This is a genomic window from Arthrobacter sp. B055-34 (genome assembly GCF_059090425.1).
In genome coordinates, this window is record NZ_JBNHFQ010000017.1 from 19,560 (window position 1) to 44,103 (window position 24,544).

23 protein-coding genes and 1 tRNA gene are annotated in these 24,544 nt (G+C 65.0%); 12 read left to right on the forward strand and 12 right to left on the reverse strand.

The window, feature by feature from the left end; all coding sequences use genetic code 11:
- Positions 1-158 precede the first annotated feature (158 nt).
- Complete coding sequence (locus AC5RWO_RS21035) at positions 159-857, reverse strand: LytR C-terminal domain-containing protein (protein ID WP_498733823.1); 699 nt, start codon at positions 855-857, stop codon at positions 159-161.
- Between the two features lie 63 nt (positions 858-920).
- Positions 921-1,229: a DUF3263 domain-containing protein gene (locus tag AC5RWO_RS21040; protein WP_074699753.1), complete on the reverse strand. Its 309-nt coding sequence runs from the start codon at positions 1,227-1,229 to the stop codon at positions 921-923.
- Positions 1,230-1,388: 159 nt separating this feature from the next.
- Between AC5RWO_RS21040 and AC5RWO_RS21045 the strand changes: the two genes are divergently transcribed.
- Positions 1,389-2,147, forward strand: coding sequence for a uracil-DNA glycosylase (locus AC5RWO_RS21045; protein WP_498733824.1), 759 nt, complete (start codon positions 1,389-1,391; stop codon positions 2,145-2,147).
- 94 nt (positions 2,148-2,241) lie between these two features.
- Positions 2,242-3,102, forward strand: a complete 861-nt coding sequence (locus AC5RWO_RS21050) for a siderophore-interacting protein (protein ID WP_498733826.1) — start codon at positions 2,242-2,244, stop codon at positions 3,100-3,102.
- Positions 3,103-3,135: 33 nt separating this feature from the next.
- Here the strand turns inward: AC5RWO_RS21050 and AC5RWO_RS21055 are convergent, their stop codons facing one another.
- Both AC5RWO_RS21055 and AC5RWO_RS21060 read right to left on the reverse strand, forming a co-directional pair.
- On the reverse strand, positions 3,136-4,857 hold the full coding sequence (locus AC5RWO_RS21055; protein ID WP_498733827.1) for a threonine/serine exporter family protein: 1,722 nt from the start codon (positions 4,855-4,857) through the stop codon (positions 3,136-3,138).
- A 139-nt stretch (positions 4,858-4,996) separates the two neighbouring features.
- Positions 4,997-5,536: a methyltransferase family protein gene (locus AC5RWO_RS21060; protein WP_498733829.1), complete on the reverse strand. Its 540-nt coding sequence runs from the start codon at positions 5,534-5,536 to the stop codon at positions 4,997-4,999.
- Between the two features lie 92 nt (positions 5,537-5,628).
- On the opposite strand from AC5RWO_RS21060, the gene AC5RWO_RS21065 reads away from it, so the two are divergent.
- Both AC5RWO_RS21065 and AC5RWO_RS21070 read left to right on the forward strand, forming a co-directional pair.
- Positions 5,629-7,053 (forward strand): lipase maturation factor family protein, encoded by a 1,425-nt coding sequence (locus tag AC5RWO_RS21065; protein ID WP_498733831.1) that lies wholly within the window; start codon positions 5,629-5,631, stop codon positions 7,051-7,053.
- 85 nt (positions 7,054-7,138) lie between these two features.
- On the forward strand, positions 7,139-8,179 hold the full coding sequence (locus tag AC5RWO_RS21070; RefSeq protein ID WP_498733833.1) for an LLM class flavin-dependent oxidoreductase: 1,041 nt from the start codon (positions 7,139-7,141) through the stop codon (positions 8,177-8,179).
- Between the two features lie 124 nt (positions 8,180-8,303).
- Here the strand turns inward: AC5RWO_RS21070 and AC5RWO_RS21075 are convergent, their stop codons facing one another.
- Complete coding sequence (locus AC5RWO_RS21075) at positions 8,304-9,635, reverse strand: MFS transporter (protein ID WP_498733835.1); 1,332 nt, start codon at positions 9,633-9,635, stop codon at positions 8,304-8,306.
- Between the two features lie 288 nt (positions 9,636-9,923).
- Between AC5RWO_RS21075 and AC5RWO_RS21080 the strand changes: the two genes are divergently transcribed.
- The 4 genes from AC5RWO_RS21080 (at position 9,924) to shiA (ending at position 15,258) form a co-directional block, all read left to right on the forward strand.
- Positions 9,924-10,796 (forward strand): shikimate dehydrogenase, encoded by an 873-nt coding sequence (locus AC5RWO_RS21080; protein ID WP_498733837.1) that lies wholly within the window; start codon positions 9,924-9,926, stop codon positions 10,794-10,796.
- Positions 10,797-10,827: 31 nt separating this feature from the next.
- Positions 10,828-12,684 carry a bifunctional sugar phosphate isomerase/epimerase/4-hydroxyphenylpyruvate dioxygenase family protein gene (locus tag AC5RWO_RS21085; protein WP_498733838.1) on the forward strand — a complete coding sequence of 619 codons (1,857 nt, stop codon included), beginning with the start codon at positions 10,828-10,830 and terminating at the stop codon, positions 12,682-12,684.
- Between the two features lie 35 nt (positions 12,685-12,719).
- A complete protein-coding gene (locus tag AC5RWO_RS21090; RefSeq protein ID WP_498733840.1) occupies positions 12,720-13,520 on the forward strand; it encodes an IclR family transcriptional regulator domain-containing protein in 801 nt (266 codons plus the stop codon).
- 370 nt (positions 13,521-13,890) lie between these two features.
- A complete protein-coding gene (gene shiA / locus AC5RWO_RS21095) occupies positions 13,891-15,258 on the forward strand; it encodes a shikimate transporter (RefSeq protein WP_498733842.1) in 1,368 nt (455 codons plus the stop codon).
- A 56-nt stretch (positions 15,259-15,314) separates the two neighbouring features.
- On the opposite strand, the gene AC5RWO_RS21100 is transcribed toward shiA, so the two are convergent.
- The gene (locus AC5RWO_RS21100; RefSeq protein WP_498733844.1) at positions 15,315-16,334 is read right to left on the reverse strand and encodes an MsnO8 family LLM class oxidoreductase; all 1,020 of its coding nucleotides are present in this window, start codon (positions 16,332-16,334) and stop codon (positions 15,315-15,317) included.
- Between the two features lie 89 nt (positions 16,335-16,423).
- A complete protein-coding gene (locus AC5RWO_RS21105) occupies positions 16,424-17,569 on the reverse strand; it encodes a S1C family serine protease (RefSeq protein ID WP_498733846.1) in 1,146 nt (381 codons plus the stop codon).
- A gap of 202 nt (positions 17,570-17,771) precedes the next feature.
- Here AC5RWO_RS21105 and AC5RWO_RS21110 point away from each other — a divergent pair, with 202 nt between their 5' ends.
- From AC5RWO_RS21110 to AC5RWO_RS21120, 3 genes are all read left to right on the forward strand, one after another.
- Positions 17,772-18,479: an ion transporter gene (locus tag AC5RWO_RS21110; protein ID WP_498733848.1), complete on the forward strand. Its 708-nt coding sequence runs from the start codon at positions 17,772-17,774 to the stop codon at positions 18,477-18,479.
- A gap of 75 nt (positions 18,480-18,554) precedes the next feature.
- Positions 18,555-19,055, forward strand: coding sequence for a flavin reductase family protein (locus AC5RWO_RS21115; RefSeq protein ID WP_498733850.1), 501 nt, complete (start codon positions 18,555-18,557; stop codon positions 19,053-19,055).
- Positions 19,056-19,124: 69 nt separating this feature from the next.
- Positions 19,125-19,454 (forward strand): hypothetical protein, encoded by a 330-nt coding sequence (locus AC5RWO_RS21120; protein ID WP_498733852.1) that lies wholly within the window; start codon positions 19,125-19,127, stop codon positions 19,452-19,454.
- Positions 19,455-19,522: 68 nt separating this feature from the next.
- Here AC5RWO_RS21120 and AC5RWO_RS21125 read toward each other — a convergent pair whose 3' ends face one another.
- The 5 genes from AC5RWO_RS21125 to AC5RWO_RS21145 form a co-directional block, all read right to left on the reverse strand.
- Positions 19,523-19,666 carry a hypothetical protein gene (locus tag AC5RWO_RS21125; RefSeq protein WP_498733853.1) on the reverse strand — a complete coding sequence of 48 codons (144 nt, stop codon included), beginning with the start codon at positions 19,664-19,666 and terminating at the stop codon, positions 19,523-19,525.
- 92 nt (positions 19,667-19,758) lie between these two features.
- Positions 19,759-21,042: a CAP domain-containing protein gene (locus AC5RWO_RS21130; protein WP_498733855.1), complete on the reverse strand. Its 1,284-nt coding sequence runs from the start codon at positions 21,040-21,042 to the stop codon at positions 19,759-19,761.
- Positions 21,043-21,146: 104 nt separating this feature from the next.
- On the reverse strand, positions 21,147-21,596 hold the full coding sequence (locus AC5RWO_RS21135; protein ID WP_498733856.1) for a hypothetical protein: 450 nt from the start codon (positions 21,594-21,596) through the stop codon (positions 21,147-21,149).
- Between the two features lie 217 nt (positions 21,597-21,813).
- Positions 21,814-21,890: transfer RNA gene (locus AC5RWO_RS21140), tRNA-Thr, on the reverse strand.
- A gap of 114 nt (positions 21,891-22,004) precedes the next feature.
- Positions 22,005-22,862, reverse strand: a complete 858-nt coding sequence (locus AC5RWO_RS21145; protein WP_498733858.1) for a DsbA family protein — start codon at positions 22,860-22,862, stop codon at positions 22,005-22,007.
- Positions 22,863-23,058: 196 nt separating this feature from the next.
- Here AC5RWO_RS21145 and AC5RWO_RS21150 point away from each other — a divergent pair, with 196 nt between their 5' ends.
- The gene (locus tag AC5RWO_RS21150) at positions 23,059-24,537 is read left to right on the forward strand and encodes an alpha,alpha-trehalose-phosphate synthase (UDP-forming) (protein ID WP_498733860.1); all 1,479 of its coding nucleotides are present in this window, start codon (positions 23,059-23,061) and stop codon (positions 24,535-24,537) included.
- Positions 24,538-24,544 lie beyond the last annotated feature (7 nt).

Genomic DNA, 24,544 nt, shown 5'->3' on the forward strand with positions numbered 1-24,544 from the left:
TATTTCTAGACCTGGCCCCGCCGCCTCTGTTTCCGGCGGCGGAGATGCGCTCACTCTACCCATGCCGCAGCACTGGTGTGAGCGCCGGCACAGAGAATGTTATGGAGGTGTAACAGTGGCCGCGGACGTATCTCCGGACGGGCCAAACAGGGACGTGGTCAGCCGTTTTGCTGGAATCCAGGACCCAGCACCACGGTGACATACTCGGATACTGCTCCCTGCCCGGTCTCGCGCAGGTCGGAGATGCCCAGGAGTTCGCCCAGCGCCTGCGCGTTGGCGCTCTGGCCGGGGTTGTAGAAGATCACGGAGTTGGCCATGGGCGTGCCCTGCCAGTTATCCACTACCCCGACGGCCCAGCCGTCGGACGTGACCGTCTGCGAGACCGCGCCGCCAAGCCCGGTGACGCCGACGCTGTTGAAGATCAGCACCGGATCAGCTTTATTCACGGCAGCGGCAGCTTCGGCAGCCTCGTCGACGGGTTCCTCGGTCGGTTCCTCGGCGGGCTCCGTGGTGGCGTCCTCCATGGACTCTCCGGCAGGCTCTGTGGCCGTCCCCGCTGCGTCCACAGTTGGTTCGCCGGCGCCATCCGTGGCTTCGGTCGTTTCCTCAGCCGCATTCGGGGATGCCGACTTGGCCGAGGGCGCCGCGGTGGCTTGGAGCCCCGTGCTTGCGCCGCCTGCTCCGAGCAGCGGCAGGACAAAGAAGGACAGTACGCCGACGGCGAGCGCCAGTACGGTGGCCAGGATGATCAGGCCGAGTCCGCTGGATTTCGACGCGGCCATGTGGGCCCGGTGGACGCCGTGGCGGTCTGAAGTTTCGGGCACCTGGTCAAACTCGTCCCGGGAATACTTGGTCATCGCTAAGAGTGCGTCCTTAGTTGTATCGAAAATATCTGCGCAGTCGAACGGCGGAACCCGAGGCTAGGCGTCCGTGCCCAGCCGGCGGGCAGTCCGCGCGCGCTGGCGGGACGTCCGCAGCCTGCGCAGCCGCTTGACCAGCATCGGATCATGGGCCAGCGCCTCTTCGGTATCGATCAGGCCGTTGAGAATCTGGTAGTAGTGCGTAGCGGACATGTCGAAGAGCTCGCGGATGGCCTGTTCCTTGGCACCCGCATACTTCCACCACTGCCGTTCCAGCGCCAGCATTTTCTGGTCGCGTTCGCTCAGCGGGCTCGATGAATCCAGCTCGGCGTCAAGGGAAAACGCACTGGCATCGACGGAACCAGCCAAGACACACCATCACTTCCGTTTTGTTTGCAGGGGAAACTGTCCTCCACCATGGTAACGAATCACGGGCCTGTCATTTGTGCACGCCGCGGCGGCCGCGCACGGCGTCCCGCGACGGACGGCGGTTGGCCCGCGCAGGCGGCGATCAGCGACCATAGGAAGATGACTGACGACGACGGCGCACTGTTCCAGCTTCCGGCCACCGGGTCAGCGGTGGACATCCGGGAGCCTTTTCCGTTCTCTGCACCGGCCGGATTGGACGAGGTCATGCACCCCGAGTGGGCCGAAGTTCTGGCGCCGGTGACGCAAACGGTGCATGAGCTGGCTGCCTACCTTGAGCAGCGGCGCGCAGCGGGCGGTGAAATCCTGCCGGCGCCGGCCAATATTCTGCGGGCCTTCCAGCGACCGTTCTCGGCCATCAAAGTCCTTGTGGTCGGGCAGGATCCTTACCCCACGCCCGGGCATTCGATCGGCCTCTGTTTCGCGGTGGAACGGCATGTTCGGCCGTTGCCCCGCAGCCTGGCCAACATTTACAAGGAGATGGACTCGGACCTGGGCATTCCCCCGGCACCGCACGGGGATCTGACCGCTTGGGCGGATCAGGGGGTGCTGCTGCTCAACCGGGTCCTCACGGTGGAGGCCGGCAAGACCGGGGCGCACCGTCGCAAGGGATGGGAAGAGTTGACCGAGCTGGCGGTCAGGTCGCTTGTGGCGCGGGGCGGTGCGCTCGTCGTGGTCCTGTGGGGCAGGGATGCCCAGAACCTGACACCCTTGCTGGACGCGGTGCCGCGGATAGAATCCGCACATCCCAGTCCGTTATCCGCCTCACGCGGCTTCTTCGGCTCCCGCCCCTTCAGCCGAATCAATGAACTGCTCAGGGCGCAGGGCGCAGACCCGGTGGACTGGCAGCTGCCGCGGTAATAGTGGTTGGGAACAAAACCGGCGGTGGGTTAGGTTGTCCTTAGTAGTACCCCCATCAGCCTTCCCCACGCCTTGCGTATTCAGGAGCCGTTTCATGTCTGCCCAGCCCGCAGCCCGTCCCGCCCGCCCCCGAAAGCCCCAGACGAACCTTCAGGTGCTGCGGACCGAGCGCCTCTCCGAGCACATGGTCCGGGTTTTCGCCGGGGGCGAGGGGTTTGCGAAGTTCGCGGCCAAAGACGCCACGGACCAGTACGTGAAGATCTTCTTCCTCGACCCGGAACTGGACGTTGAGCTCCCGGTAGACGTCGCCGAGCTGAAGGAGACCCTGCCCGCGGACAAGCTGCCGGTCACCCGGACCTACACGGTCCGCAGCGTGGACCGGACCGCCGGGGAAATCGCCATCGACTTTGTTGTGCATGGCGACGAGGGACTGGCAGGCCCGTGGGCGCTGAAGGCGCAGCCCGGGGACTGGGTCATGTTCACCGGTCCGGGCGGGGCCTACTCCCCCAACCCCGACGCCGATTGGTACCTGCTGGCCGGAGACGATTCCGCGCTGCCGGCCATCGGCGCGGCCATAGAAGCGCTGCCGGCACATGCGGCCGGACATGCCCTGATCGAGGTGGACTCCGCAGCGGACATCCAGGAGCTCAACGCCCCCGCCGGCCTCCAGTTCCACTGGCTCTTCCGCCAAGGCCAGGTCCCGGGCACCACCACGCTCCTGCGGGATGCGGTGGCAGGCTTGGATTGGCCCGCCGGTGAAGTGGACGCGTTTGTGCACGGCGAGCGCGGGGCCATCAAATCGCTGCGCGACGTACTGTTCAAGGACCATGGGCTGCACCGCAAGCAGGTTTCCATCTCCGGCTACTGGGCCTACGGCCGGGCTGAGGACGCGTTCCAGGCGGAAAAGCGGACCGAGGTCGGGCAGATCTTCCCGGAGAACTACCCGGCCACCTAAACAGCCTGGCTGGGTCCGGCTCCGCCCCACCGGTTAGCGGCGACGGTTCCTGCGGCGGCCTTCGTTGGAGCCCATGTCCCGGGTGAAGGGCTGGGCCAGGTTGTCGCCGAGGACCGTGCCGCCCGAGATCGCCAGGATTACCGTCAGCGCACCGAAGAGGTTGAGCACGCCTACGAAGGGGTCATCCACATTGACGGTCAGATCGTAGGTGGCGCGGAAGATCGACAGTCCGGGCAGCAGGAACAGGATGGCGGGCACCGCGACAACCAGCTGCGGCGAGCCCATCCGCAAGCCGACAATGCGACCCAGGAAACCAATAACGACGGCGGCCAGCGCCGGACCTATCCGCTCGCCGATGCCGGCCATGAGGACAAGGTCGTAGAGCAGCAGTGCCACGAGACCTACCAAGGCCGTCGGTACCAGCATGCTGAGCTTGGTCTGCTCGGTGATACAGATGGCCATGGTGGCAACCATGAGCAGCAGCGCCCGCACCACATAGGGGTACTCGCCCTCGCCATCGACGAAGACCTCGGGCAGGCTGACGCCCACCAGTTCACCGCCCACCAGGCCTACGGCCACACCGGAGGCGATAGCGGCAAAGGTGAGGAAAGCGGAGAGAAAACGGCCGGCCGCCGTGACGGGGAAGCCGTTGATTGCATCCTGGGTCGCAGAGACCAGGCGGCCTGTCGGCAGGAGGTAAAGTATCCCGCCCGCGATCACCAGCGACGGGCTCAACGGAACCTGCAGCTGCCAGAAGAGCAAGGCAACCGCGGTGGCAAGACAGGACCCGATCGCGGTAACAAAGAAGTCCGGCACCCGCCATTTGCCCAGCTTGCGGCCCAGCAGACCCATCAGCACGGTTGACAGCATCGCCACCAGCGACGCGAAGATCCCGCCGCCGAGGAACGCCACGATGGAACCGGCGAAAACGCCGCCGGCGCCGATGGCCATCCACTTGGCAAACGGCTTGGGCCGCGCGGCGATCTCCTGCAGCCGCTCCTTGGCCTCGGTCCGCCCCACACCACCGTTGACGATGTCCGTGACCAGCTGGTGGACCAGGGACAAACCGGCGTAGTTGTTCGTCCAGGACCGAACCACGCGCATCAGGGTCAGCGGTACTGTGTCCGCCTTGGCATAGTTGATCAGCACTGACTGGTTGGTGATGTCGACGTCGATCTCGCGCAGGCCGAAGGCTGCGGTCACGGCAATGATGCTCGTTTCCACTTCCAGGGCGCCGGCGCCGTAGCGGAACATGGTCTCGGCCAGATCAAGCGCAAAATCAAGGGTGAGCCGGGCGGAGGTATCCACACCGGCGGCCTGGATCATCGGGTTGGCGTACGGGCTCCCCGCAAGGCGTTCAACAATGCTCATCGGGGCCGTGGGCGGCGCCTCGCCCTGCACCAGTTTGCGCAGCATCCGGCGGGCAGCGGCGTTGGTGCGCTGCTGGCCCTTGGGCATCGGCAGCGGAGCGGTGCCGAACGGAACCGGCTTGGCCTCTTTGGCCACCGGTTTCCTGGGGATAGCCGGCTTGGCCTTGGGCTTGGTTCCCCCGCGCTTCGGGGGCGCGTTTTTGCCGACCGGCTGCTTAGCCGTCGGCGGTGTCCCCGAACCCGGTTCCGGGCGCTCTCCGGTCTCCCCGCCGGCCCCGTTTTCCGGCATGTCGGCGGGCTTGCGGGGGATCTTGATGATGGGCAGGCTGCCGACCCGCGGCGACATCGGAGTACCTGAATCCTGCTGGCCGTCCTTGTCCTGCACTGCCCCTCCGTTCCTGTGTATTCGGGGTGAATTTTTGGCCGGTTTCATCCTCCCACACGGCCGTTGCTGCAAGCCGTGAAAGCGTCGAGAAACGCATCACATGCGGCGTCCGCTGCGCTATCCTCGACGGGCCGGATGGCTAGTTTTCGATGCCGCTTCTTCCCTCGGCACGCCACGGCGTCAGCCGCGGGAGCCAACCTGGCACGTTGCGCTTATAGCCCCGGTATTCATCACCGAACTGCCGCTCCAAGGCCGGCTCCTCATACAGCCTGACGAAAAGCCCCACGGGAACGGACATCACGGCGCAGTAGCCGAGCAGCTTGGGCCGACCCAGCATCAGCGCCTCGCCGAGCACCATCGACAGCAACGCCACGTAAATCGGGTTGCGCACGTAGCGGAACGACCCAGTGACCACCAGGTACTTCGTCGGCGCGATCGGTGCAGGCGTACCCAGGCCCTCACGCGCGAACCGCACAAAAGATTCAACAACGACGGCGGCGCCTCCGGCGGCGAGCACCGCACCGCCGGCTCTGGCCGGCAAACCGCCGGGCACCGGGGCCCGGGCCTGCCAGCGGGTGAGCAGCCAGGGCACAACACCGGCGGCCACCACCGGAGCCACCCCGAAGGCCGCGGTTCCGAGGACGGCCCGCCTGCGTTCTGCCTGCGCCGCATCCCTCATGCCTTCATTGTGGCCCGGGGCCACGGGGGATGTAACCCCTCGGGCCGGGTAAGCCTTGACAGTGTTGCCGGCGGTCCTAACGTTGGAAGTACATGAACTGGTTGGACGCCGAGGGTTTCGAGGTCGCGCGGCAGGTGCTGCAGCGCGGGATCGCCGCCGTCTACGTGATCGCGTTCCTCTCCGCCGTCGCGCAGTTCCGTGCCCTGCTCGGCGAGCACGGGCTGTTGCCGGTGCCGCGGTATCTGGCCCGCTCCGCTGCCCGCGGGCCGACGCTGTTCAGTTGGCGGTATTCGGACAAGCTGCTGCTCGTGGTCGCGTGGACCGGCGCCGCCGTGGCCGCAGCCCTGATGGCCGGGCTGCCGCAGCTGGGGCCGCCGTGGCTGCCGATGCTTGCTTTCCTGCTGCTCTGGGGCCTCTACATGTCCATCGTGAACGTTGGCCAGACGTTCTACGGCTTCGGCTGGGAGACGCTCCTGCTCGAGGCCGGCTTCCTGGCCGCGTTCCTGGGCTCCAATGAAATTGCGCCGCCGGTTACGGTGCTCTGGCTTTTCCTCTGGCTCACATTCCGGCTGGAATTCGGGGCCGGCATGATCAAGATCCGCGGGGACCGGGTCTGGCGGGACCTGACCGCTCTGTACTACCACCACGAGACGCAGCCAATGCCGAACCCGGCCAGCAGGTACTTCCATCATTTGCCCAAGCCGCTGCACAAGGCCGAAGTCATCGGGAACCACTTCGCCCAGCTGGTGGTGCCGTTCTTCCTGTTCTTCCCGCAGCCCGTGGGCAGCATTGCCGCGGCCATCATTATCGTCACACAGCTGTGGCTGGTGGTTTCGGGCAACTTCGCGTGGCTGAACTGGCTGACCATCCTGGCCGCCGCCGCGGCCCTTAGCGACGACGCCATCTCCGCAGTACTGCCCGGCAGTCCGGAACTCACGCCGGACTACGCGCCCACGCCGGCCTGGTTCGCCGTCGTCGTCCTGGCCATGACCGCCCTGATGGTTTATTTGAGCTACTGGCCGGCCCGCAACCTGGTTTCCAAGCGGCAGCTAATGAACACGAGCTTCAACCGCTGGCACCTGGCCAATGCCTACGGCGCCTTCGGCAGCATCACCCGCGAGCGCTACGAAGTCATCGTCGAAGGATCGGCGGACGGCGTCAGCTGGCAGGAATACGAATTCAAGGGCAAGCCCGGGGACCCGGGACGCATGCCGCGGCAGTTCGCGCCGTACCACCTGAGGCTGGACTGGCTGATGTGGTTCCTGGCCCTCGGCGCACCGGGCGACAGCTGGTTCATTCCGTTCCTGCGGCGCCTGCTGGCCGCGGACCGGGCGACGCTGAGGCTGCTGAGGATCGATCCGTTCGACGGCGAACAGCCCCGGCAGGTCAGGGCGCTGGTCTACCACTACCGGTACTCCACCCGGCGGGAAAAGAAGGCCACCGGGCTGTGGTGGATCCGGCGGCCGGTCGGCATGTTCGTGGCACCGGTGAAGAACCCCGCGGCCCGGTCGGATTAACCCGGCCCGGAATAAGATCCCTTACCCCGCGGTTGCCAAGAATGATGCATACGCATTGATTACCCTTCAGGAAGGCACCCGCAGCGTGGCACGGAAAATCGAACTGGGTCTGGATACATTCGGGGACGTTACTTACGACGCCGACGGCAGGCCTCTCCCGCAGGACCAAGTGATCCGCAATGTCGTCGCCGAGGCGGTGCTGGCGGACGAGGTCGGGCTGGACTTCATCGGCATCGGTGAGCATCACCGCGAGGACTTCGCCATCTCCGCACCGGATGTGGTCCTCGCAGCCATCGCTGGCCAGACCAGGAACATCCGGCTGGGCTCGGCCGTCACCGTGCTCTCCTCCGACGACCCGGTGCGCGTCTTCCAGCGTTTCTCCACGCTCGATGCCGTCTCCAACGGACGCGCCGAAGTGATCCTGGGCCGCGGCTCCTTCACCGAGTCATTCCCGCTGTTCGGCCTGGAGCTGGCCGACTACGACATCCTGTTCGACGAAAAGCTCCAGCTCTTCACCGAACTCCGCAAGGAAAAGCAGGTCACCTGGGCCGGGCAGACGCGGGGGCCGCTGGACAACAAGACCGTCTACCCGCCGACGGCGTCGGGCTCGCTCCCCACCTGGATCGCCGTGGGCGGCACGCCGCAGTCCGTGGTGCGGGCCGCCCACTACGGTTTGCCCCTCATGCTCGCCATCATCGGCGGCACCCCGATGAACTTCGCGCCCTTCGTGGAGCTTTACCACAAGGCCCTGGACCAGTTCGGCCAGCCCCGGCTGCCCGTCGGCGCCCACTCCCCCGGCTACATCGCCGCCACGGACGAGCAGGCCAAGGAAGAGATGTGGCCGCATTACGTGGACATGCAGGAGCGCATCGGCCGCGAGCGCGGCTGGAGCCGCATGACGCGCGGACAGTTCGAGGCGGAGGCCGGCCCGGACGGCGCCCTGTTTGTCGGCTCACCCGAAACCGTGGCCACCAAGATCGTCAAGGTAACCAAGGGCCTGGGACTGGACCGCTGGGACATGAAGTACAGCCTCGGGACGCTGCCGCACGAGAAGCTGATGCGCAGCATCGAGCTCTACGGCAAGGAAGTTGCCCCCGCCGTCCGCGAGCAGCTCGCCGCGGAATAGGCCAATTGACCAGGCCAAACCAGCCAGGCCCAACCAACTAGCGCCCAACCAAGCGCGACGCCGGCGGGAGACTTGAACAAAAGTCTCCCGCCGGCGTCGTCCGCTGGCTTTTACTGCGTGGGATTTAGACGGTGACCGGCTTGCGCTTGCCCAGCTCTTCGGTCGGAACCTTGTAGGTTTCCCGGGCGGTCAGCGCGGAGATTGCCGCGATGGCGCAGATGACCGCGGTGAAGATGCTGGTGGCAACCCAGCCGCCTTCCTGGATCCCGCCGATGGCCGCCACGATGGACGGGGCGAACCCGGCCATCAGGAAGCCCAGCTGGGTGCCGATGGCCAGTCCGGAGAAGCGGACCTTGGCGCTGAACATCTCGGCGTAGAACGAGGGCCAGACGGCGTTGGCCGCGGCGTAGGCGCAGGAGAAGGTCACCACGGACAGGGTGAACTGCAGCAGCGTGTTGCCCGATTCCATCGAGAGCAGATAGAACGGCATGAAGACCGCGCTGCCGACGGCACCGTAGATGAAGACCGGCTTGCGGCCAATCCGGTCCGCGAGCTTGCCGAAGAGCGGCTGGGTGAACAGGGCACCGATATTGCCGGCGACCACCAGCCACAGCGTAATGCCTTCATCGACGCTGCCGACCTCGGCGCCGTACTTGATCGCCAGCGTGCCGTAGACGGTGGAGACGGCGGCGATGAACGCGCAGCAGATCACGCGCAGGACGTCGCGCCAGTGGCTCTTCAGCAGCACGGCAACCGGGAGCTTCGCGATTTCGTTGTTGGCCTTGGCGGCCTCGAAGGTGGGGGTTTCGTGCAGCGAACGGCGGATGAAGTAGGTGACGATAACAACGATGGCGCTGAGCCAGAACGGGATGCGCCAGCCGATGCCGTACTTGATCTCGTCGGGCAAGGCCACCACGGGGATGAAGACCAGGGCCGCGAGGATCTGGCCGCCCTGGGTACCGGTCAGGGTCCAGGAGGTGAAGAAGGACCGGCGGTTGTCGGGGGCATGCTCCAGCGTCAGCGAGCTGGCACCGGCCTGCTCGCCGGCGGCGGACAGCCCCTGCATCAGGCGGCAAAGCACCAGGATGGCCGGCGCCCACCAGCCGATGGTCTGGAAGTCCGGGATACAGCCGATGATGAATGTCGAGGCACCCATCAGCACCAGCGTGAACATCAGGACCTTCTGGCGGCCGATCCTATCGCCGAAATGCCCCACGAAAATGGCGCCGATCGGGCGGGCGATGTAGGCGAAGCCGAAGGTTGCCAGCGACATGATCCCGGCATTCGCGCTTTCGTCCGGGAAGAACACATGCGGGAAGATCAGGGCCGCGGCGGAGCCGAAGATAAAGAAGTCGTAGTACTCGACGGCGCTGCCCATGAAGCTGGCGATGGCAGCCCGCTTCGGCGTCTTGCCGTGATGGGCAAAAGCCTCATCCTCTTGGTGAACGGCGGTCATGAAGTGCTCCTTGCAACTGCTGCGGGATCTGGCGGACCGGACAAACGGTCGGAGGCGGACTGTCCCGCCTAAGTAGTTTGTGCGCATTTCGCACGAGTGTGCACAAATCGAACGGTCGTTAAAAGGTAGCCCACCTCACAGGGCATGCGCAAGACGCGGATTGCCTACCTTCAGGCCATCCATGTCCAGCTTCACCGATCCCCCGCACCCCTTCCGCGCCTACGGTCTTCCATCTCCTGTGCGATATGCGTACAATTGTGCAGAAACCGAACGAGGGAAGGTAGTCACATGAGCACGGTGTCGGAGTCCTATTTAGTCGGCCTGATCGGCGACGGGATCACGGTGTCGCTGACGCCGCCCATGCACGAGCGCGAGGCCGACCACCACGGCCTCCGCTACCTGTACCGGCCCATTGACCTGACATCGCTCGGCCGTCCGGGGGAAGATGTCGGCGAACTGCTGCGGCAGGGCCGCGAGCTCGGCTACAACGCGTTCAACATCACGCATCCCTGCAAACAGCTGGTGATGGAACACCTGGTTGAGATTTCCGACGACGCCCGCCGGCTTGGCGCCGTCAATACCGTCCTGATTCGGGATGGCAAGTTCCTCGGCCACAACACGGATTTTTCCGGTTTCAGCATGGGCATGGACAACGGGCTGCCGGACGCGGAACTCGGTTCGGTGGTGCAGTTGGGCACAGGAGGCGCCGGTTCCGCCGTCGCCTACGCCCTGCTTAAGAAGGGTGCGCGGAGACTGACGCTGCTGGACCTTGACGCGGCCCGCGCCATCGAACGCGCCGCCGCGTTGGCCGCACTCTTCCCCCAGCAACAGGTCGCCGCCGCGCCGATGGAAGACCTCCCCGCCGTCCTCGCCGATGCCGACGGGCTCCTCAACGCCACCCCGGTGGGCATGTACAACCACCCGGGCCTGCCGCTGGACACCGAGCTGCTTGAGCCGCGGCATTGGGTCGCCGACGTCATCTACCGCCCGGTGGAGACCGAACTGATCAAGACCGCCGCGGCCAAGGGCTGCCGCGTGCTCGATGGCGGGCACATGGCTGTCGGCCAGGCCGTCGACGCTTTCCGTTACATCACCGGGTTGGAGCCGGATCCGGCCCGCATGCGCGGACACTTCCTCGAACTCCTGGCCCAAGGCCTCTAGCATTTCTCCATTGCCTCCGAAAGGTCCCCTGTTGCGCACCTCCATTGCCACCGTTTGCCTGAGCGGAACGCTCGAAGAAAAGATGCACGCCTGCGCCAACGCGGGCTTCGACGGCATCGAAATCTTCGAACAGGACCTGCTGGTCTCCCCGCACAGCCCCGAGGAGATCCGGACTCTGGCCGCCCAGCTCGGCCTCAGCCTGGACCTGTACCAGCCGTTCCGGGATTTCGAGGGCGTGCCCGAAGAGCTGCTGGCGGAGAACCTCTACCGCGCCGAGGCGAAGTTCCGGCTGATGCGCAGCCTCGGGATGGACCTGATGCTGCTCTGCAGCAACGTCGGCACCGCCACGATCGACGACGACGAACTCGCCGCGGCCCAGCTCCGCCGCCTCGGCGACCTCGCCGCCCGCTACGGCATCCGCATCGCCTACGAGGCACTGGCCTGGGGCACGTTCGTCAACGATTTCGAACACGCCATGCGGATCGTGGACCTGGCGGACCACCCGAACATCGGCACCTGCCTGGACAGCTTCCACATCCTCTCCCGCGGCTGGAATCCGGCCGGAATCGAAAAGATCCCGGCGGAGAAGATCTTCTTCGTCCAGCTGGCCGACGCACCGCAACTGAGCATGGACATCCTCTCCTGGAGCCGGCACTACCGGGTCTTCCCGGGCGAGGGAGCCTGGGAACTGGACAAGTTCATGGGGCACCTGGTCCGCAGCGGCTACAACGGGCCGGTGTCGCTGGAGATCTTCAACGACGTCTTCCGCCAGGCCGACGAGGAACGCACCGCCGTCGATGCGATGCGTTCGCTGATCTGGCTCGAGGAACGCACCTCGGTCCATCTGCTCGAAACCGACGGGCCAAACGCCCGCTACCCGATGCAGCTGGCAACCCTGCCGCAGGTGGCCGAACCCACCGGCTTCAATTTCGCCGAGGTCAAGGCGGAGAACACGGATCACGTCCAGCAACTGCTCTCGCAGCTTGGCTTCACCTTCCGGGGCCGGCACCGCACCAAGCCGGTGCAGCTGTGGACCCAGGGACAGGCCCGCATCATCATCAACGAACAGCAGGCCCGCGGGCTTGAACCAACCATCGCGGCCCTGGCCTTCGACGTCGAAGACCCGCTGGTCGCCGCCTCCCGCGCCCTCCAGCTCAAGGCCACCGCCGTGCCGCGCCAGAGCCAGGCCAATGAGGCCGTGCTCCAGGCGGTTAAGGCACCGGACTCCACGGAAATCTTCCTCTGCGAGGCGACGCCGGACGGAACGGCAGCCTGGACGGACGAATTCACTACCGACGGCGCCAAGCGGTCGGGACAGGACCTGATCACCCATATCGACCACGTCAATCTCGCCCAGCCCTGGCAGCATTTCGACGAAAGCGTCCTCTTCTACGAAAGTACGCTGTCCCTGGCCCCGCGGCCGTCCACCGAGGTCCCCAGCCCGGTAGGCCTGGTGCGCAGCCAGGTCATGCGCACCGAGGACGGCAATGTCCGCCTCGCGCTGAACATCGCCCCGCTGGTGATGGAACAGCCGGGCCCCTCGGCAGAGTCGGCCTACCCGCAGCACATCGCCTTCGCCTGCACCGACCTGATCGCGTTGGCCCGCAACGCGGTAGCCAGCGGGCTCGAGTTCCTGAAGATCCCGGCCAACTACTACGCGGACCTGCAGGCCCGCTTCCGGCTGGCTCCGGAGCTGCTGGCCACGTTGCAGGAACTGAATCTGCTCTACGACAGGGACGACCAGGGCGAGTTCCTGCACTTCTACACAGCCACCGTGGGAAGCGTGTTCTTCGAAGTAGTCGAACGCCGCAGCAGCTACGACGGTTACGGCGCGCCAAACGCCCCGGTCCGCCTCTCCGCGCAGTACCTGCTGAGCAAACACGGCTAGAATCACTGGGATTGCCCGCAAGGAAAGTTAGGACCATGGAACAGCTCGACGAAGCCGTCAGCGAGGAGACCCCTGCCTATTGGGTCAAGTCGGCGGAGAAGACCCTCGCAGTCCTGCTGGCATTCAGCGCCGACGAACCGCGCCTGACCATCACCAGGGCCGCCGCGAAGGCAGACCTCAGCCGCGCCGCGGCCCGTCGCTTCCTGCTGACGCTGACCGACCTGGGCTACCTGCGCAACGACGGCAGTGTCTTCGAGCTGACCCCGCGGGCGCTGGACATCGGCGCCACCTTCCTCTCCAGCCTGACCCTGCCGCAAATCGCCGAACCGCATTTGAAGCAACTGGCCGTGGACCTGGATGAGACGGCGTCGCTGTGCATCCTGGACGGCACCGACGTGGTTTACATTTCACGGGTGCTGGCGCCGCGGATGCTCAGGGTTTCAGTCAACGTGGGAACCCGGTTCCCGGCCTGGGCCACTTCGATGGGCCGCGTACTCGTCGCCGGACTGCCGCTGGCCAGCCGCGAAGCGTTCTTCGACGGCATCGAGATCACCAAGTACACCCAGCACACGGTCAGCAGTATCGCCGAACTGCGGGAAGAGGTGGAACGCACGGCCGAGCGCGGCTGGTCCCTGGTCTCCCGGGAGCTCGACGACGGCCTGCGCGGGCTGGCTGTTCCGGTCCGCCGCGGCGGAGACCTGATCGCCGCGCTCAATGTCTCGCTGCAGACCCACCGCGGTCCGGAAGAGACCATCGCCGAAACGATCCTGCCCCGGCTGCAAGCGGCAGCGGAGCGTATCGCCGACGACTTCGGCGGACGCCAGCGCACCACCTAGGCCTTAGCCAGCGCGGCCCGCTCTCCGCCGCCCCGGCAGGTCAGCAGCCCACCGGCAACGCCCTCGCATTGGGCCTGCCCCCTGTCCGCGTGCACAGACCTTCGGCGGTTGCCGCCGTCGTTATTGAGCACCCGGCTGCACCATCTGCGCCACTCGGTGCCAGCGCCGAGCTGCCGCGCGCCCTTCCCGATCCCTCCGGCCGCCTTGCCCCGAGCGCGGATTCACCGGCTCATGCATCCTTCGCTGACCAATCGGTTAACACTATTGACCAACGAGCCGGAAGGTGACTACGATCACTTAGCAGTCCACAAAGCGCACAGTTGTTCACATTGCGCACAAGAGACTCCATCCCTAGTGAAAGTACGAGCCTATGACCAAGATTCAGAACCCCCAGGTGCAGGCCCGGCGGGCAGCCGTCAGCAGCTTCGCCGGTGCCGTCATCGAGTGGTATGACTTCCTGCTCTACGGCCTCGTTGCCGCCACAGTCTTCAACACCCAGTTCTTTCCGGACGTCTCGCCCGCCATCGGCGTGCTGGCCGCGTTCGCCACTTTCGGCGTCGGCTTCCTCTTCCGCCCGCTGGGCGGCCTGGTCTTTGGGCACTACGGCGACCGGATTGGCCGCAAGCGGACCCTGGTGATCACCATGACGATCATGGGCTTCGCCACGGCCGGCATCGGCATGATCCCCAACTTCGAGACGATCGGCTGGCTGGCTCCGCTGGCACTGGTGCTGCTGCGCGCCGTGCAGGGCTTCGCCGTCGGCGGTGAATGGGGCGGCGCCGCCCTGATGGCGGTGGAAAGCGCGCCGAAGGGCAAGAAGGCGCTCTACTCCAGCGGCGTCCAGATCGGCTTTTCCGTAGGCCTGATGCTCGCCACCGCTTTTGTCACCATCATGGGCAACGTTGCCGGCGATGAGTTCGCCGAGTGGGGCTGGCGCGTACCCTTCATTTCCAGCATCGTGCTGGTCGGCGTCGGCCTGATCATCCGGAGCAAGGTGGTGGAAACGTTCGAAGCTCCTCCAGAAGAGGAGCGTGCGGAGGGCAAGCACAAACTGCCGATCGTCAACGCGATCAAGGAGAACCCCAAGGCCTTCTTCCAGATCATCGGCCTGCGCCTGATCGAGCTATTCACCATGTACATCGTGACGACGTTTGCGCTGAGCTATTCGGTGAACACACTGGGCATGGACAACAGCTTCATGCTGAACATCGGCCTGATCGTGGGCGCGATCGGTATGATCAGCATTCCCACTTTCGCGTATCTGTCCGATAGGTTCGGACGCCGGAAGATCTACCTGGCTGCGAGCGTGATCGGTGTCCTGAGCTCTGTGCCGTTCTTCATCTTCCTGGAGGCAGGCTCCCTGGTCGGCGTCATCGTCTTCTCCATTCTGCTGGTCAACGTTGCCCACGACATGGCTGTCAGCGTCCAGCAGCCGCTGATCACCCAGATGTTCGGCGCGGAGCACCGCAACAGCGGCGCAGGCGTGGGCTACCAGGTGGCCAGTGCAATCGCCGGCGGCTTCACCCCGTTCATCGCCGCAGCGCTGGTCGGCTTCGGCGGGGGCAGTTGGTACCTGGTGGCTGTGTACCTTGCCGCCGGGTGCCTCATCTCCGGCCTGGTGGCTTACTTCATGAAGTCGTCCGGTATGGAAGATGCGCCGGACGTAGCCGATGAACGGTCAGCACCGTCCATCCCCGACGATGCCACCGAACTGGCGGGCCGCGTCTCCCAGTCCTGATACTGGCCACAGTCCCGCCGGACCGCTCACGTTCACTGGAACGGGGGCGGTCCGGTTTAGGCGGGGCTGCGGCTGTGCAGCCCCACCAGCTCCGCCAGTCCGGCGTCCGAGTCGGCGAGCGCAGCTGGGTCGAAGGTGTTCCCGGTGACCATGAACTCGTCGGCGCCGGTGGCGTCGAGCAAGCGGGCGAGCTGCTCCGCGACCTCCCCAGGAGTGCCGTAGATCGATGAGGCAAGGCTGTCGTCGATCAGCTTCTGCTGCCGCCCCGTCAGCTGGCGCCGGAGGATAGTTGCCACCGGTTCCAGCGGCGGGAACTCGCCGCGGGTGCGGGACTGGGCCAGCGCCCAGGCCTCGGGGAGAAGGAGCTCGCGCGCCTGCCCGGCCGTCGCCGCCACGGCGACATTGGCCGAAACAATGACATACGGTTCCGGATACCACCGTGAGGGGCGGAAGTTCCGACGGTACCGGGCCAGCGCAGCCGGCATGCCCGTCCGCCCGGTGTAGGCAGGACCACCAACAACGACGGCGAGTCCCGCCTTGGCAGCGATGTCGGCACCTTGGCCGGTGGCCAGCACGAAAGGCGGCGTAGCACCGCCGTCGTACGGCCGGGAGGTGATGGCGGCCTCCCCGGTCAGGAATTCCAGCAACTCGGCCAGATCCGTCTCGAAGCGGTCCGCGCCGTCCTTGTCCTGCCGCAGCGCCTGCCGGACAGCCGGAGTGAACCCGACGGAGCGGCCCACGCCAAGATCAATCCGGCCGGGAAAGAGCGACTGCAGCGTCGCGATCTGTTCGGCGACCACCAGCGGCTGGTGGTTGGGCAGCATCACGCCGCCGGAGCCGACGCGGATCCGCTCCGTCTGCGCGGCAATGATCCCCATCAGGACCGTGGGTGCCGAACCGGCAATCCCCGGCACGCCATGGTGTTCGGCTACCCAGAACCGGTGGTACCCCAGTGACTCCGCCCGGCGTGCCCGGTTCGCCGTCGCCCTCAAGGCCTCCGCCTCGGTTCCTCCGGAACGGGAGTTGGCACGGTCGAGGATGGAGACGGGAATTTTCGATAGCGGCACACCAGTCATAACGGCCCGCAGCCTGTTCTATTCCGGCTGCTCTGCGTTGCCCCATTCTGCTGGTGCGTTGCCCTCATGCGGCCTGCTGTGTCTCCGCCTCATTCGGCGGAGGGACGGTCCGTGAGCGTGACGGTGAGCTGGCTGGCTTCACCGCCCCGGCTGATCTCCACCTCCACCTTGTCCCCCGGTGCATGGCCGCGCAAGGCCGCAAGCAGGTCCTCGGGTGTCTGGATCTCTTCGCCGCCCAGCCCCACAATCACGTCTCCGGGCTCCAGTCCTGCTTCCGCGGCCGGACCACCGTCCATAACGGACAGCACCAGCGCGCCCTGCGTATCCGGCAGGCCCAACTGCTCCGCGATCTGGGGCGTGATGCCCGCAGGCCCGAGCCCCATGAACGCATGCTCGGCGCTGCCGTCCTCGCGCAGTTGTTCGGCAACCTCCATCGCAGTCGCCGCCGGAATCGCGAAGCCCAGCGCTACGGCCCCCGCCTGCGGCGGAATGTAGGCCTCGCTGATGCCGATGACTTTCCCCTCGCTGTTGACCACGGCCCCGCCCGAGTTGCCCGGGCTGATCGGAGCATCGGTCTGGATCAGGTCCACCAGCGACTGGCTGTTGGAAGCCGAGCCGGGAATTTCGCGGTGCAGCCCCGAAATGATCCCCGCCGTCGCCGTGTTCGCGAAGCCGAGCGGAGACCCGATCACCACCGCCAACTCCCCCACCCTGGGCAGCGACGGTTCGAATTCCGCCGCGGGCAGCCCGGTCCGCTCCACCTGGACCAAGGCCAGGTCCGTCACCGGGTCCTCCGCCACCACGGTACCGGCCTCGCGCTTGCCATCGGCAAAACCAACGTCAACCTCATCCGTCCCGCGGACCACGTGTTCGTTCGTCAGGATCAGTCCGTCCGCGCTGTAGATGACTCCGCTGCCCAGGCCGCCTCTCGCGGTAAAGATGGTCACCACGGATGGCTCCACGCTGGCGACGATGTCCGGGATGGAAACGCCTTCGCTGCCGCCTTGTTCGGGCGCCCCTCCTGCTGCCGGGGATGAGGCTGCACCCTCCGTCTGCGTGCCCGGCTCCTGCTCCGTTGCGGTACAACCGGATAGAAGCACGACGGCGGCGACCGCGGCCGCTGCGCCGGTCCGCCTTACGTTGCGGCTGTGTTCCCTGGCCCTGCCAGCACCGCTGCCACCGCTGTCTGCAGGCGGGCCGTTGGGCACTGGCTTTGTCCGGAAATGCAGCCGCATCGTTGTCTCCTTCGCACTGTCACCAGCCAACGCCGTCGTCGTGATGACGTCAAGGCCCAGGCGGAGAATGGGCAAAACCGGCCCGCGCCTTGGCAGGACCTGGATTCAGCGGCTGGCCGAGGCCCCGTCCAGTCGCTAGCGTTGGCAGGGAATGACCCAGTAAATGACCTGTCGTTCACAGCACGGACGAGCTGGAGGGTACATGGCGCAGCCACGCGACGATCTGGAAACAGCGGCACGCCTGGACCGCGCAGAGGTGTTGGCCTCCCGGCTCGACCGGCCGATGGGCGTCCTGGGCCTGCTGTTTGTGTTCGTCGTCCTCGGCCAGATGCTGGCCACCCGGCCCGGGCTGCTGACAATCCTGTCGGTTCTTGGCTGGCTGTTCTGGGGCATCTTCGTCGCGGAATTCCTGCTGCGCGCCTACATAGCCAGGTTCCAGCGCCGGTTCTGGAAGCGCAACTGGTGGCAGATCATCTTCCTGTTGGTGCCCTTCCTGCGCTTTTTCCGTGCGTTGCAGGCGCTCCGGGTGTTCCGGGCGGCGCGTTTGGCCAGGTTCGGCAGTGTCCTCTCCGCCGGTATCCGCGGCGGGCGTTCAGCCGCCAGACTGCTTTCGGGCCGGATCGGTTGGCTCGCAGCAGTCACGGCCATGGTCATGATGGTCGCCAGCCAGTTGCTCTACGTATCCGGCTCCTATCAGCGGTACGGCGATGCCCTGCATGAAGCTGCCATGTCGACCATTACCGGCAGCGAACTGACTGCTGCGGGCGGCTTCGCGCGGCTGCTGGAAGTGCTATTGGCGGTCTATTCTGTCGCCGTTTTCGCCACCTTGGCAGGTGCCGTCGGCGCGTTCTTCCTCCGTGGCAGCAGCCCTGAAGAACCCCTGCTGCCTCGCCGCGAGGACGGCTCTTAGACCGGCACACCCGCACGTAGGATGGAAGCAAACGGCCGGACACCGGCATTGGCGTGACGCGCGGCGGGAGAAAGCATGAGCACTGATGTGGACACGGATGCCTTTGTCTCCGGGCTCGATTATCCGATGTACATCGTCACGGCAGCGTCGACCGAAGGCGGCGATACGTCGCCGTCCGGCTGCCTGGTCGGATATGCCACCCAGTGCAGCATCAACCCCGTCAGGTTCATGGTCTGCATTTCCAGGCAGAACCGCACCTACCGTGTGGCCCGGAACGCCAACGTGCTTGGAGTTCATGTTCCAGGTTCCGGCCAACGGGAGCTCGCTGCCCTGTTCGGGGAAAATACGGGCGACGAGGTGGACAAGTTCGGCTCCTGCAATTGGCGGGAGGGACCAGGCGGCGTTCCTGTCCTGACCGACTGTCCCCGCAGGATGATCGCGGACGTCCTGGACCGGTTTGATCTGGGCGACCATGTGGGCTTCCTGCTGGCCCCTTCCCAGATAGAGGCTAATCCGGGAACAGAGCCCTTGCACTTTTCCCAGGTACTGGATCTGGACGCCGGGCATTCGGCCTGAGTTTCCCTGATACCGGACGCGCCGACGCAGAGACCAAATACCGTCAGTGGCGGGACGTAAATTGGGAGCATGAGCACGAAGAACACACCCAGTACCGAATCACTGCAACGCGGCGGCGAAACCACAGCCGCCCGGCATCCTCATCGGGGCCGGCGTTACAGCATCGAAGAGCTTGAAGCCCTGGCGGATGAGGGGAATGCCTGGGCTATGGGCAAAGTAGACGAATGGCAACAGCGGTTCGCCAACGACTACGCCGGAGACCTCTCGGACACGTGCCCGGATGAAGGTTGCGAGCACTTCGGAGAATCGGTCAACGTCCTCTACGGCGAGCGCGGCACGGTCCTCGAGGTAGACCACGGCACTTGGAGCCATTATCCGGCGATAGCCAAGGCTTCCTGACCAGACGGACACCGGGTCCCGCGGAAGCTTGGCCTTAGGCCGGTGGCCCAGTGCCGCGGGCACTGCAATCAGGATGTTGCGTCGCCCGTTCCCTCCGAAGCTGGGGGCAACGTGCCCTCCAGGTCCTCGTCGATCTCGGACCCGGGTTCAATGACCACTCCGTCTTCCCGCTGGTCAATCTCCGGATCCAGCTCCGGTTTATCTTCGCTCACAATCCGCCTCCTCGACTTCCTCCGCCCACTATAGGCCGGACCCGCTGATCTTCGGGGCGAAAGCGTGAAACCTGAACGGATCAGGCCCGCTGTTAGCTCCCTAGCATGAGTGTGTCCCAGCCGCCTTGGCCGATGGTGCTGCGCCGGTTGACTTGGTTCGGCGAGACCGGGTAATGATGCAGGTTCCCGTACCTATCCCGTGCCAGAATGCCCGGCCTGCTATTCCCCAGATGATTGTTGATGGAAGACAGATGGTGCATGGTGTTCCAGCCGGACGCGCCGATGATCCTACGATATTCGGAAACGAACCGTGCATTGCCGTGGGTGCGGTACAGCTTCAGCTGGCCTTGCGGTGTCTTGGCGACCAAGTCCATCATGCCGTCGTAGTCGAAGTCCAGCGTGAATATTTCCAGGTTCGCCCACCCTGAGGCACCGATCTGCAAGCGGGAGCCGTGCCGTTCGCCGTAAGGATTGTTGTAGTAATAGAGCCTGCCGTTCGACTCGTTCTTGGCAACGATTCCCGGGTACAGGTCCCCCTGCTTCCATTCGCTCACCGTGATGTCGTAGTTGGCCCAACCGGAGCTGCCCACGGTACGGGCAGCTGCCAGACCTCCTCGCGCCAGCCCGTAATGCACGGTCAGCTTTCCTGAGCTCCATCTGGCTATAACGTCCTGAATACCGTCAGCGTTCCAGTCGGCAACCTCAACTTCAAGCACGCCTTTGAACCCGGAGGCGATGTAGCTGCGCTTCCACAGGTCGCCGCCGAAGGCGGTGGGATAGTTGTACAGGTTTCCGGCGGAATCGACGGCGGCGACGTCGCCATCATTGAAAGACGCCATGTTGATGCCCGGGTGCGGCGGCAGTTCCGCGCGTGTGCCAGGATAGCCAGCGATATTGGCAACGACGACATACATGCCGTACCAGCCGGACTTGGTCGTCTTCATGTAGCCGATGCCGATGTCCGTGGCGCTTGGACTCAACATACCTGCCTTGTGCACAGGAGAGTTCATCCACCAGTCCACAATTTGCTGAGCATTGTTGTTGATGCCGATGATTTCCGTGTACCAGTCGTAACCGTCGGGGATTTGCTGGCTTCCGTACCCGGGCCGATGGATCGTCGAGAGGCTGTACTTGTCCCGGTTGATGCGGTTGTTCTGCTCTTCCGCCCATTGCTGGGAGACGTTGCCGACACTCTGGTTCCAGACCACCGGTGACAGTCCATGGCCGGCCCGTTCCTCGTTGATCAGGCGCAACACCTCCTTGACGAAGGGGTCGCTGGCCGTCCGGGTGACCGCGGATGCAGGCCCCATCCCGGACAGGAGCAGCATCATCAGCAGCACAGCCAAGGCAATGAATGGTTTAACAGTTTTTTGCACAAGTAGAAGCTTAGATGCTTACCTCGCCTGATGGAACGTTTTTTGGAAATCCTTTAACCACATTTCGCCCCTCGGTCAAGGATGACGCTCCGGCGTGTCCGCTTTTAGTCCCGAATTCGGTCAAGAAGCAAGACGGCCGCGGCCGCCAACATTGCCGCGGCGAGGAAGACAGGCGCGGCCGAGGGCAGTTCCGCCCAGGACGGAACCCCGCCGCCCAGTACAGTCATCATCAGAATGAATGCGAAAGCGGCGCCCAGCAGTGCTCCGGCTCCGGCAACAGCCGCCCTGAGCCACAGCCTGCCCTGAAACCGGCGCCCGGTGATGAGAAGAGCCGTGATCGATACGACGCTGGCTGTGATCCCTATGAAAGCCCCGGCAATGGCGCCGAGTATGAGGGCAAACTGCCCCATGTCCACGCCACCGGCGCGAGCCGTTGCCGGTGTATTGGCGAACGCAAACAATGCCGTGGGCACGAACCCGTAGAAAGCACCGACGATGGCGCCGGAGGCTGTCCCCCAGGTGACCAGAATGACGCCGACCGGCACAGATTTCACGGGCTTGCTCCTGCTCCACCATTTGCCCCGGGATCCACTCTCCCGGGCACTGCAGGAACGTGCGCGTCCGTCATCGTTTCATTCTTCCCCTCGATGAGCTTCCGGGGAAGCCGCATCGGCGCATCGCATGGAGACCATCAGGGCGTCCGCAACGGACTGTCAAAAAAACAAAAAGAGGCTTCGGTTCCTAACTTTAAGGAACCGAAGCCTCTCGTGCTGGAGCCCCCTGCCGGATTCGAACCGGCGACCCCCTGTTTACAAGACAGGTGCTCTGGCCAACTGAGCTAAGGAGGCGTACTGGCTTCGCAGCCAGCTCTGCTGGAAATTCCAGCTAGATAAGGTTAGCCCAGTTGGGCGCTTCGCGCGAAACGCAAAGCATCCAACCGGGCATCCCCTTCGGAATGTGGATTAGGAGCGGGCGTCGATGATCGGCTGGGCGAACTCAACGAAGTCGCCGGTGTTATCCCAGACCTGGCCGTCAACGTAAACAGCAGGGGTTCCGCCGACGCCGTCAGCACGGGCCAGAGCATCGGCGTACGCGGCGTAGGGGCGGTAGGTCCCGTCCTGGATGCAGCTTTCTGCACCGTCGGCACCGGCCTCGGCGGCAGTGGCCGCGAGCTCATCGCTTGAGAGACCTGTGGGTACCTGCTTTTCGAAGAGCAGTTCCATGAAGGAGAGGTAGTTCTCCGGCGAAGACTCGGCCACGCAAGCCAGGGCGTTGGCGCCGCGGGAAGAGTAGTTCCCGGTGGCCGGCTGGTCGAGGAATGCCACCGCGCGGTATTCAACCGTGGCGTCGCCGTTGTCCAGCCACTCCTTCAGCTGATCGCTGTAAGTGGCTTCGAAGGTGGCACAGTGGCTGCAGGCAGCATCCACGTAGATGACGACCTGGGCCGGCTCGCCCGCGGGGGCCTCGGCGATGCCGCTGGGCACGGCCGGCGGCTCTGCCTCGGCGTCGATGCTGTTCACGTCCACCGTGGTCTGTGTGGTCGGCTCCAGCTCGGTGCTGGACGTCAGCGTGATGCCGCCGTATTCGTTGCCGTTGGCCGGAGTGGGGCCGGCATCCGGGAAGTCGCCGCGCTGGTTGGTGGCCACGATGATGGCAACAATGGCGACGATCGCGACAACGGCTCCGATAACACCCCAGCGGACCAGCAGCGAATTGCGCTTTTCCTTGCGTTGCTGCGTTTCACGCATTTGACGGGCCTTTTCACGCGCCTCGGCAGTGCGCTCGGCCTTGCTGGGCCTGGGGGTGTTCTGGGATGCCATATGTCCTCAAGTCTTTCGGCTCTGCTGACGGCCACGTCCGGCCGCCCGAGCAACAGCTTAGTTGAAACTACAATATTCGCAGTGCTCTCGTGGTGGAACTCACCGCACTTATACTCATTATTAACGCACCGGGCCGGCCGGATGGTTCCTGTCTTATAGAGTCAATATCAGGATTCACTACGGTCAGGAGAGTCACATGGCGGAAACCAAGGCGAACAATTCTGGCGCGTCGGACGGATCCGGCTATGGAGACTATGACTTCATCGTAGTCTCCAACCGGTTGCCGGTAGACCGCGTTACAGGCGAGGACGGCGGCAACAGCTGGCGCCGGTCGCCGGGAGGCCTGGTCACCGCCCTGGCACCGGTGATGGCGAAAACGGAGGGGGCCTGGATCGGCTGGCACGGTGCCGCGGATGAAGTCTTGAAGCCCTTCGACCACGACAATATGCGTCTGGTGCCGGTTGAGCTCAGTGCCGATGATGTGGAGCTGTACTACGAGGGATTCTCCAACGCGACGCTCTGGCCGCTCTACCACGATGTCATCGCCCCGCCGGAGTTCCACCGTACCTGGTGGGAGGTTTACAAGGCAGTCAACCGGCGCTTCGCCGAGGCCACCGCCGAATCCGCGGCGGAAGGAGCCACCGTCTGGGTCCAGGATTACCAGCTGCAACTGGTCCCCAAACTGCTGCGCGAGCTGCGGCCCGACCTCAAGATCGGATTCTTCAACCACATCCCCTTCCCCCCGTTGGAGATATTTGCCCAGCTGCCTTGGCGCCGCCAGGTGATCGAGGGGCTGCTGGGAGCGGACCTGGTGGGCTTCCAGCGTCCCAGCGACTCAAGCAACTTCCTGCGCTGCGTCCGGCGTTTCAGCGGACACACGATCAAGTCCCAACATGTGAACATCAGGACCGACGACGGCGACAGGATCTGCCGCGCGGGCGCCTTCCCGATCTCGATCGACGTGGACCAGATCAACCAGCTGGCTAAGAGCCCCGAGGTGATCGAACGGGCCCGGCAGATCCGCGAGGAGCTGGGCAATCCCAAGACGGTACTGCTGGGCGTGGACCGGCTGGACTACACCAAGGGCATCCAGCACCGGATCAAGGCGTACGGCGAACTGCTCGAAGACGGCCGCGTCACCGTGGAGGATGCGGCCCTGATCCAGGTGGCAAGCCCCAGCCGCGAGCGCGTCGAGTCCTACCGGCTGCTGCGCGAGGAGATCGAGGGCGCGGTAGGCAGGATCAACGGCACCTACGACACTCTGAGCAACACCGCCATCCGCTACCTCCACCACAGCTATCCCAAGGAAGAGATGGTGGCGCTCTACCTTGCGGCGGACGTCATGCTGGTCACGGCCCTGCGCGACGGGATGAATCTGGTGGCCAAGGAATACGTGGCGTCGCGGACCGGCGTCAACGGTGCGCTGGTGCTCAGCGAGTTCGCCGGCGCCGCCGACCACCTGAAACAAGCCATCCTGGTGAACCCGCACGATATCGACGGGCTCAAAGACGCGATCATGCGCGCCGTCGAAATCGCGCCCGGCGAATCCACCCGCAGGATGCGCGTCATGCGCCGCCAGATCCTGCAGAACGACGTCGAGCAATGGTCCCAGAGTTTCCTGCGCGCCCTCGATGGCGAAACCCTGGGCAAAACCGCGGGGAGCGGCAATGAGTAAGGAGCAC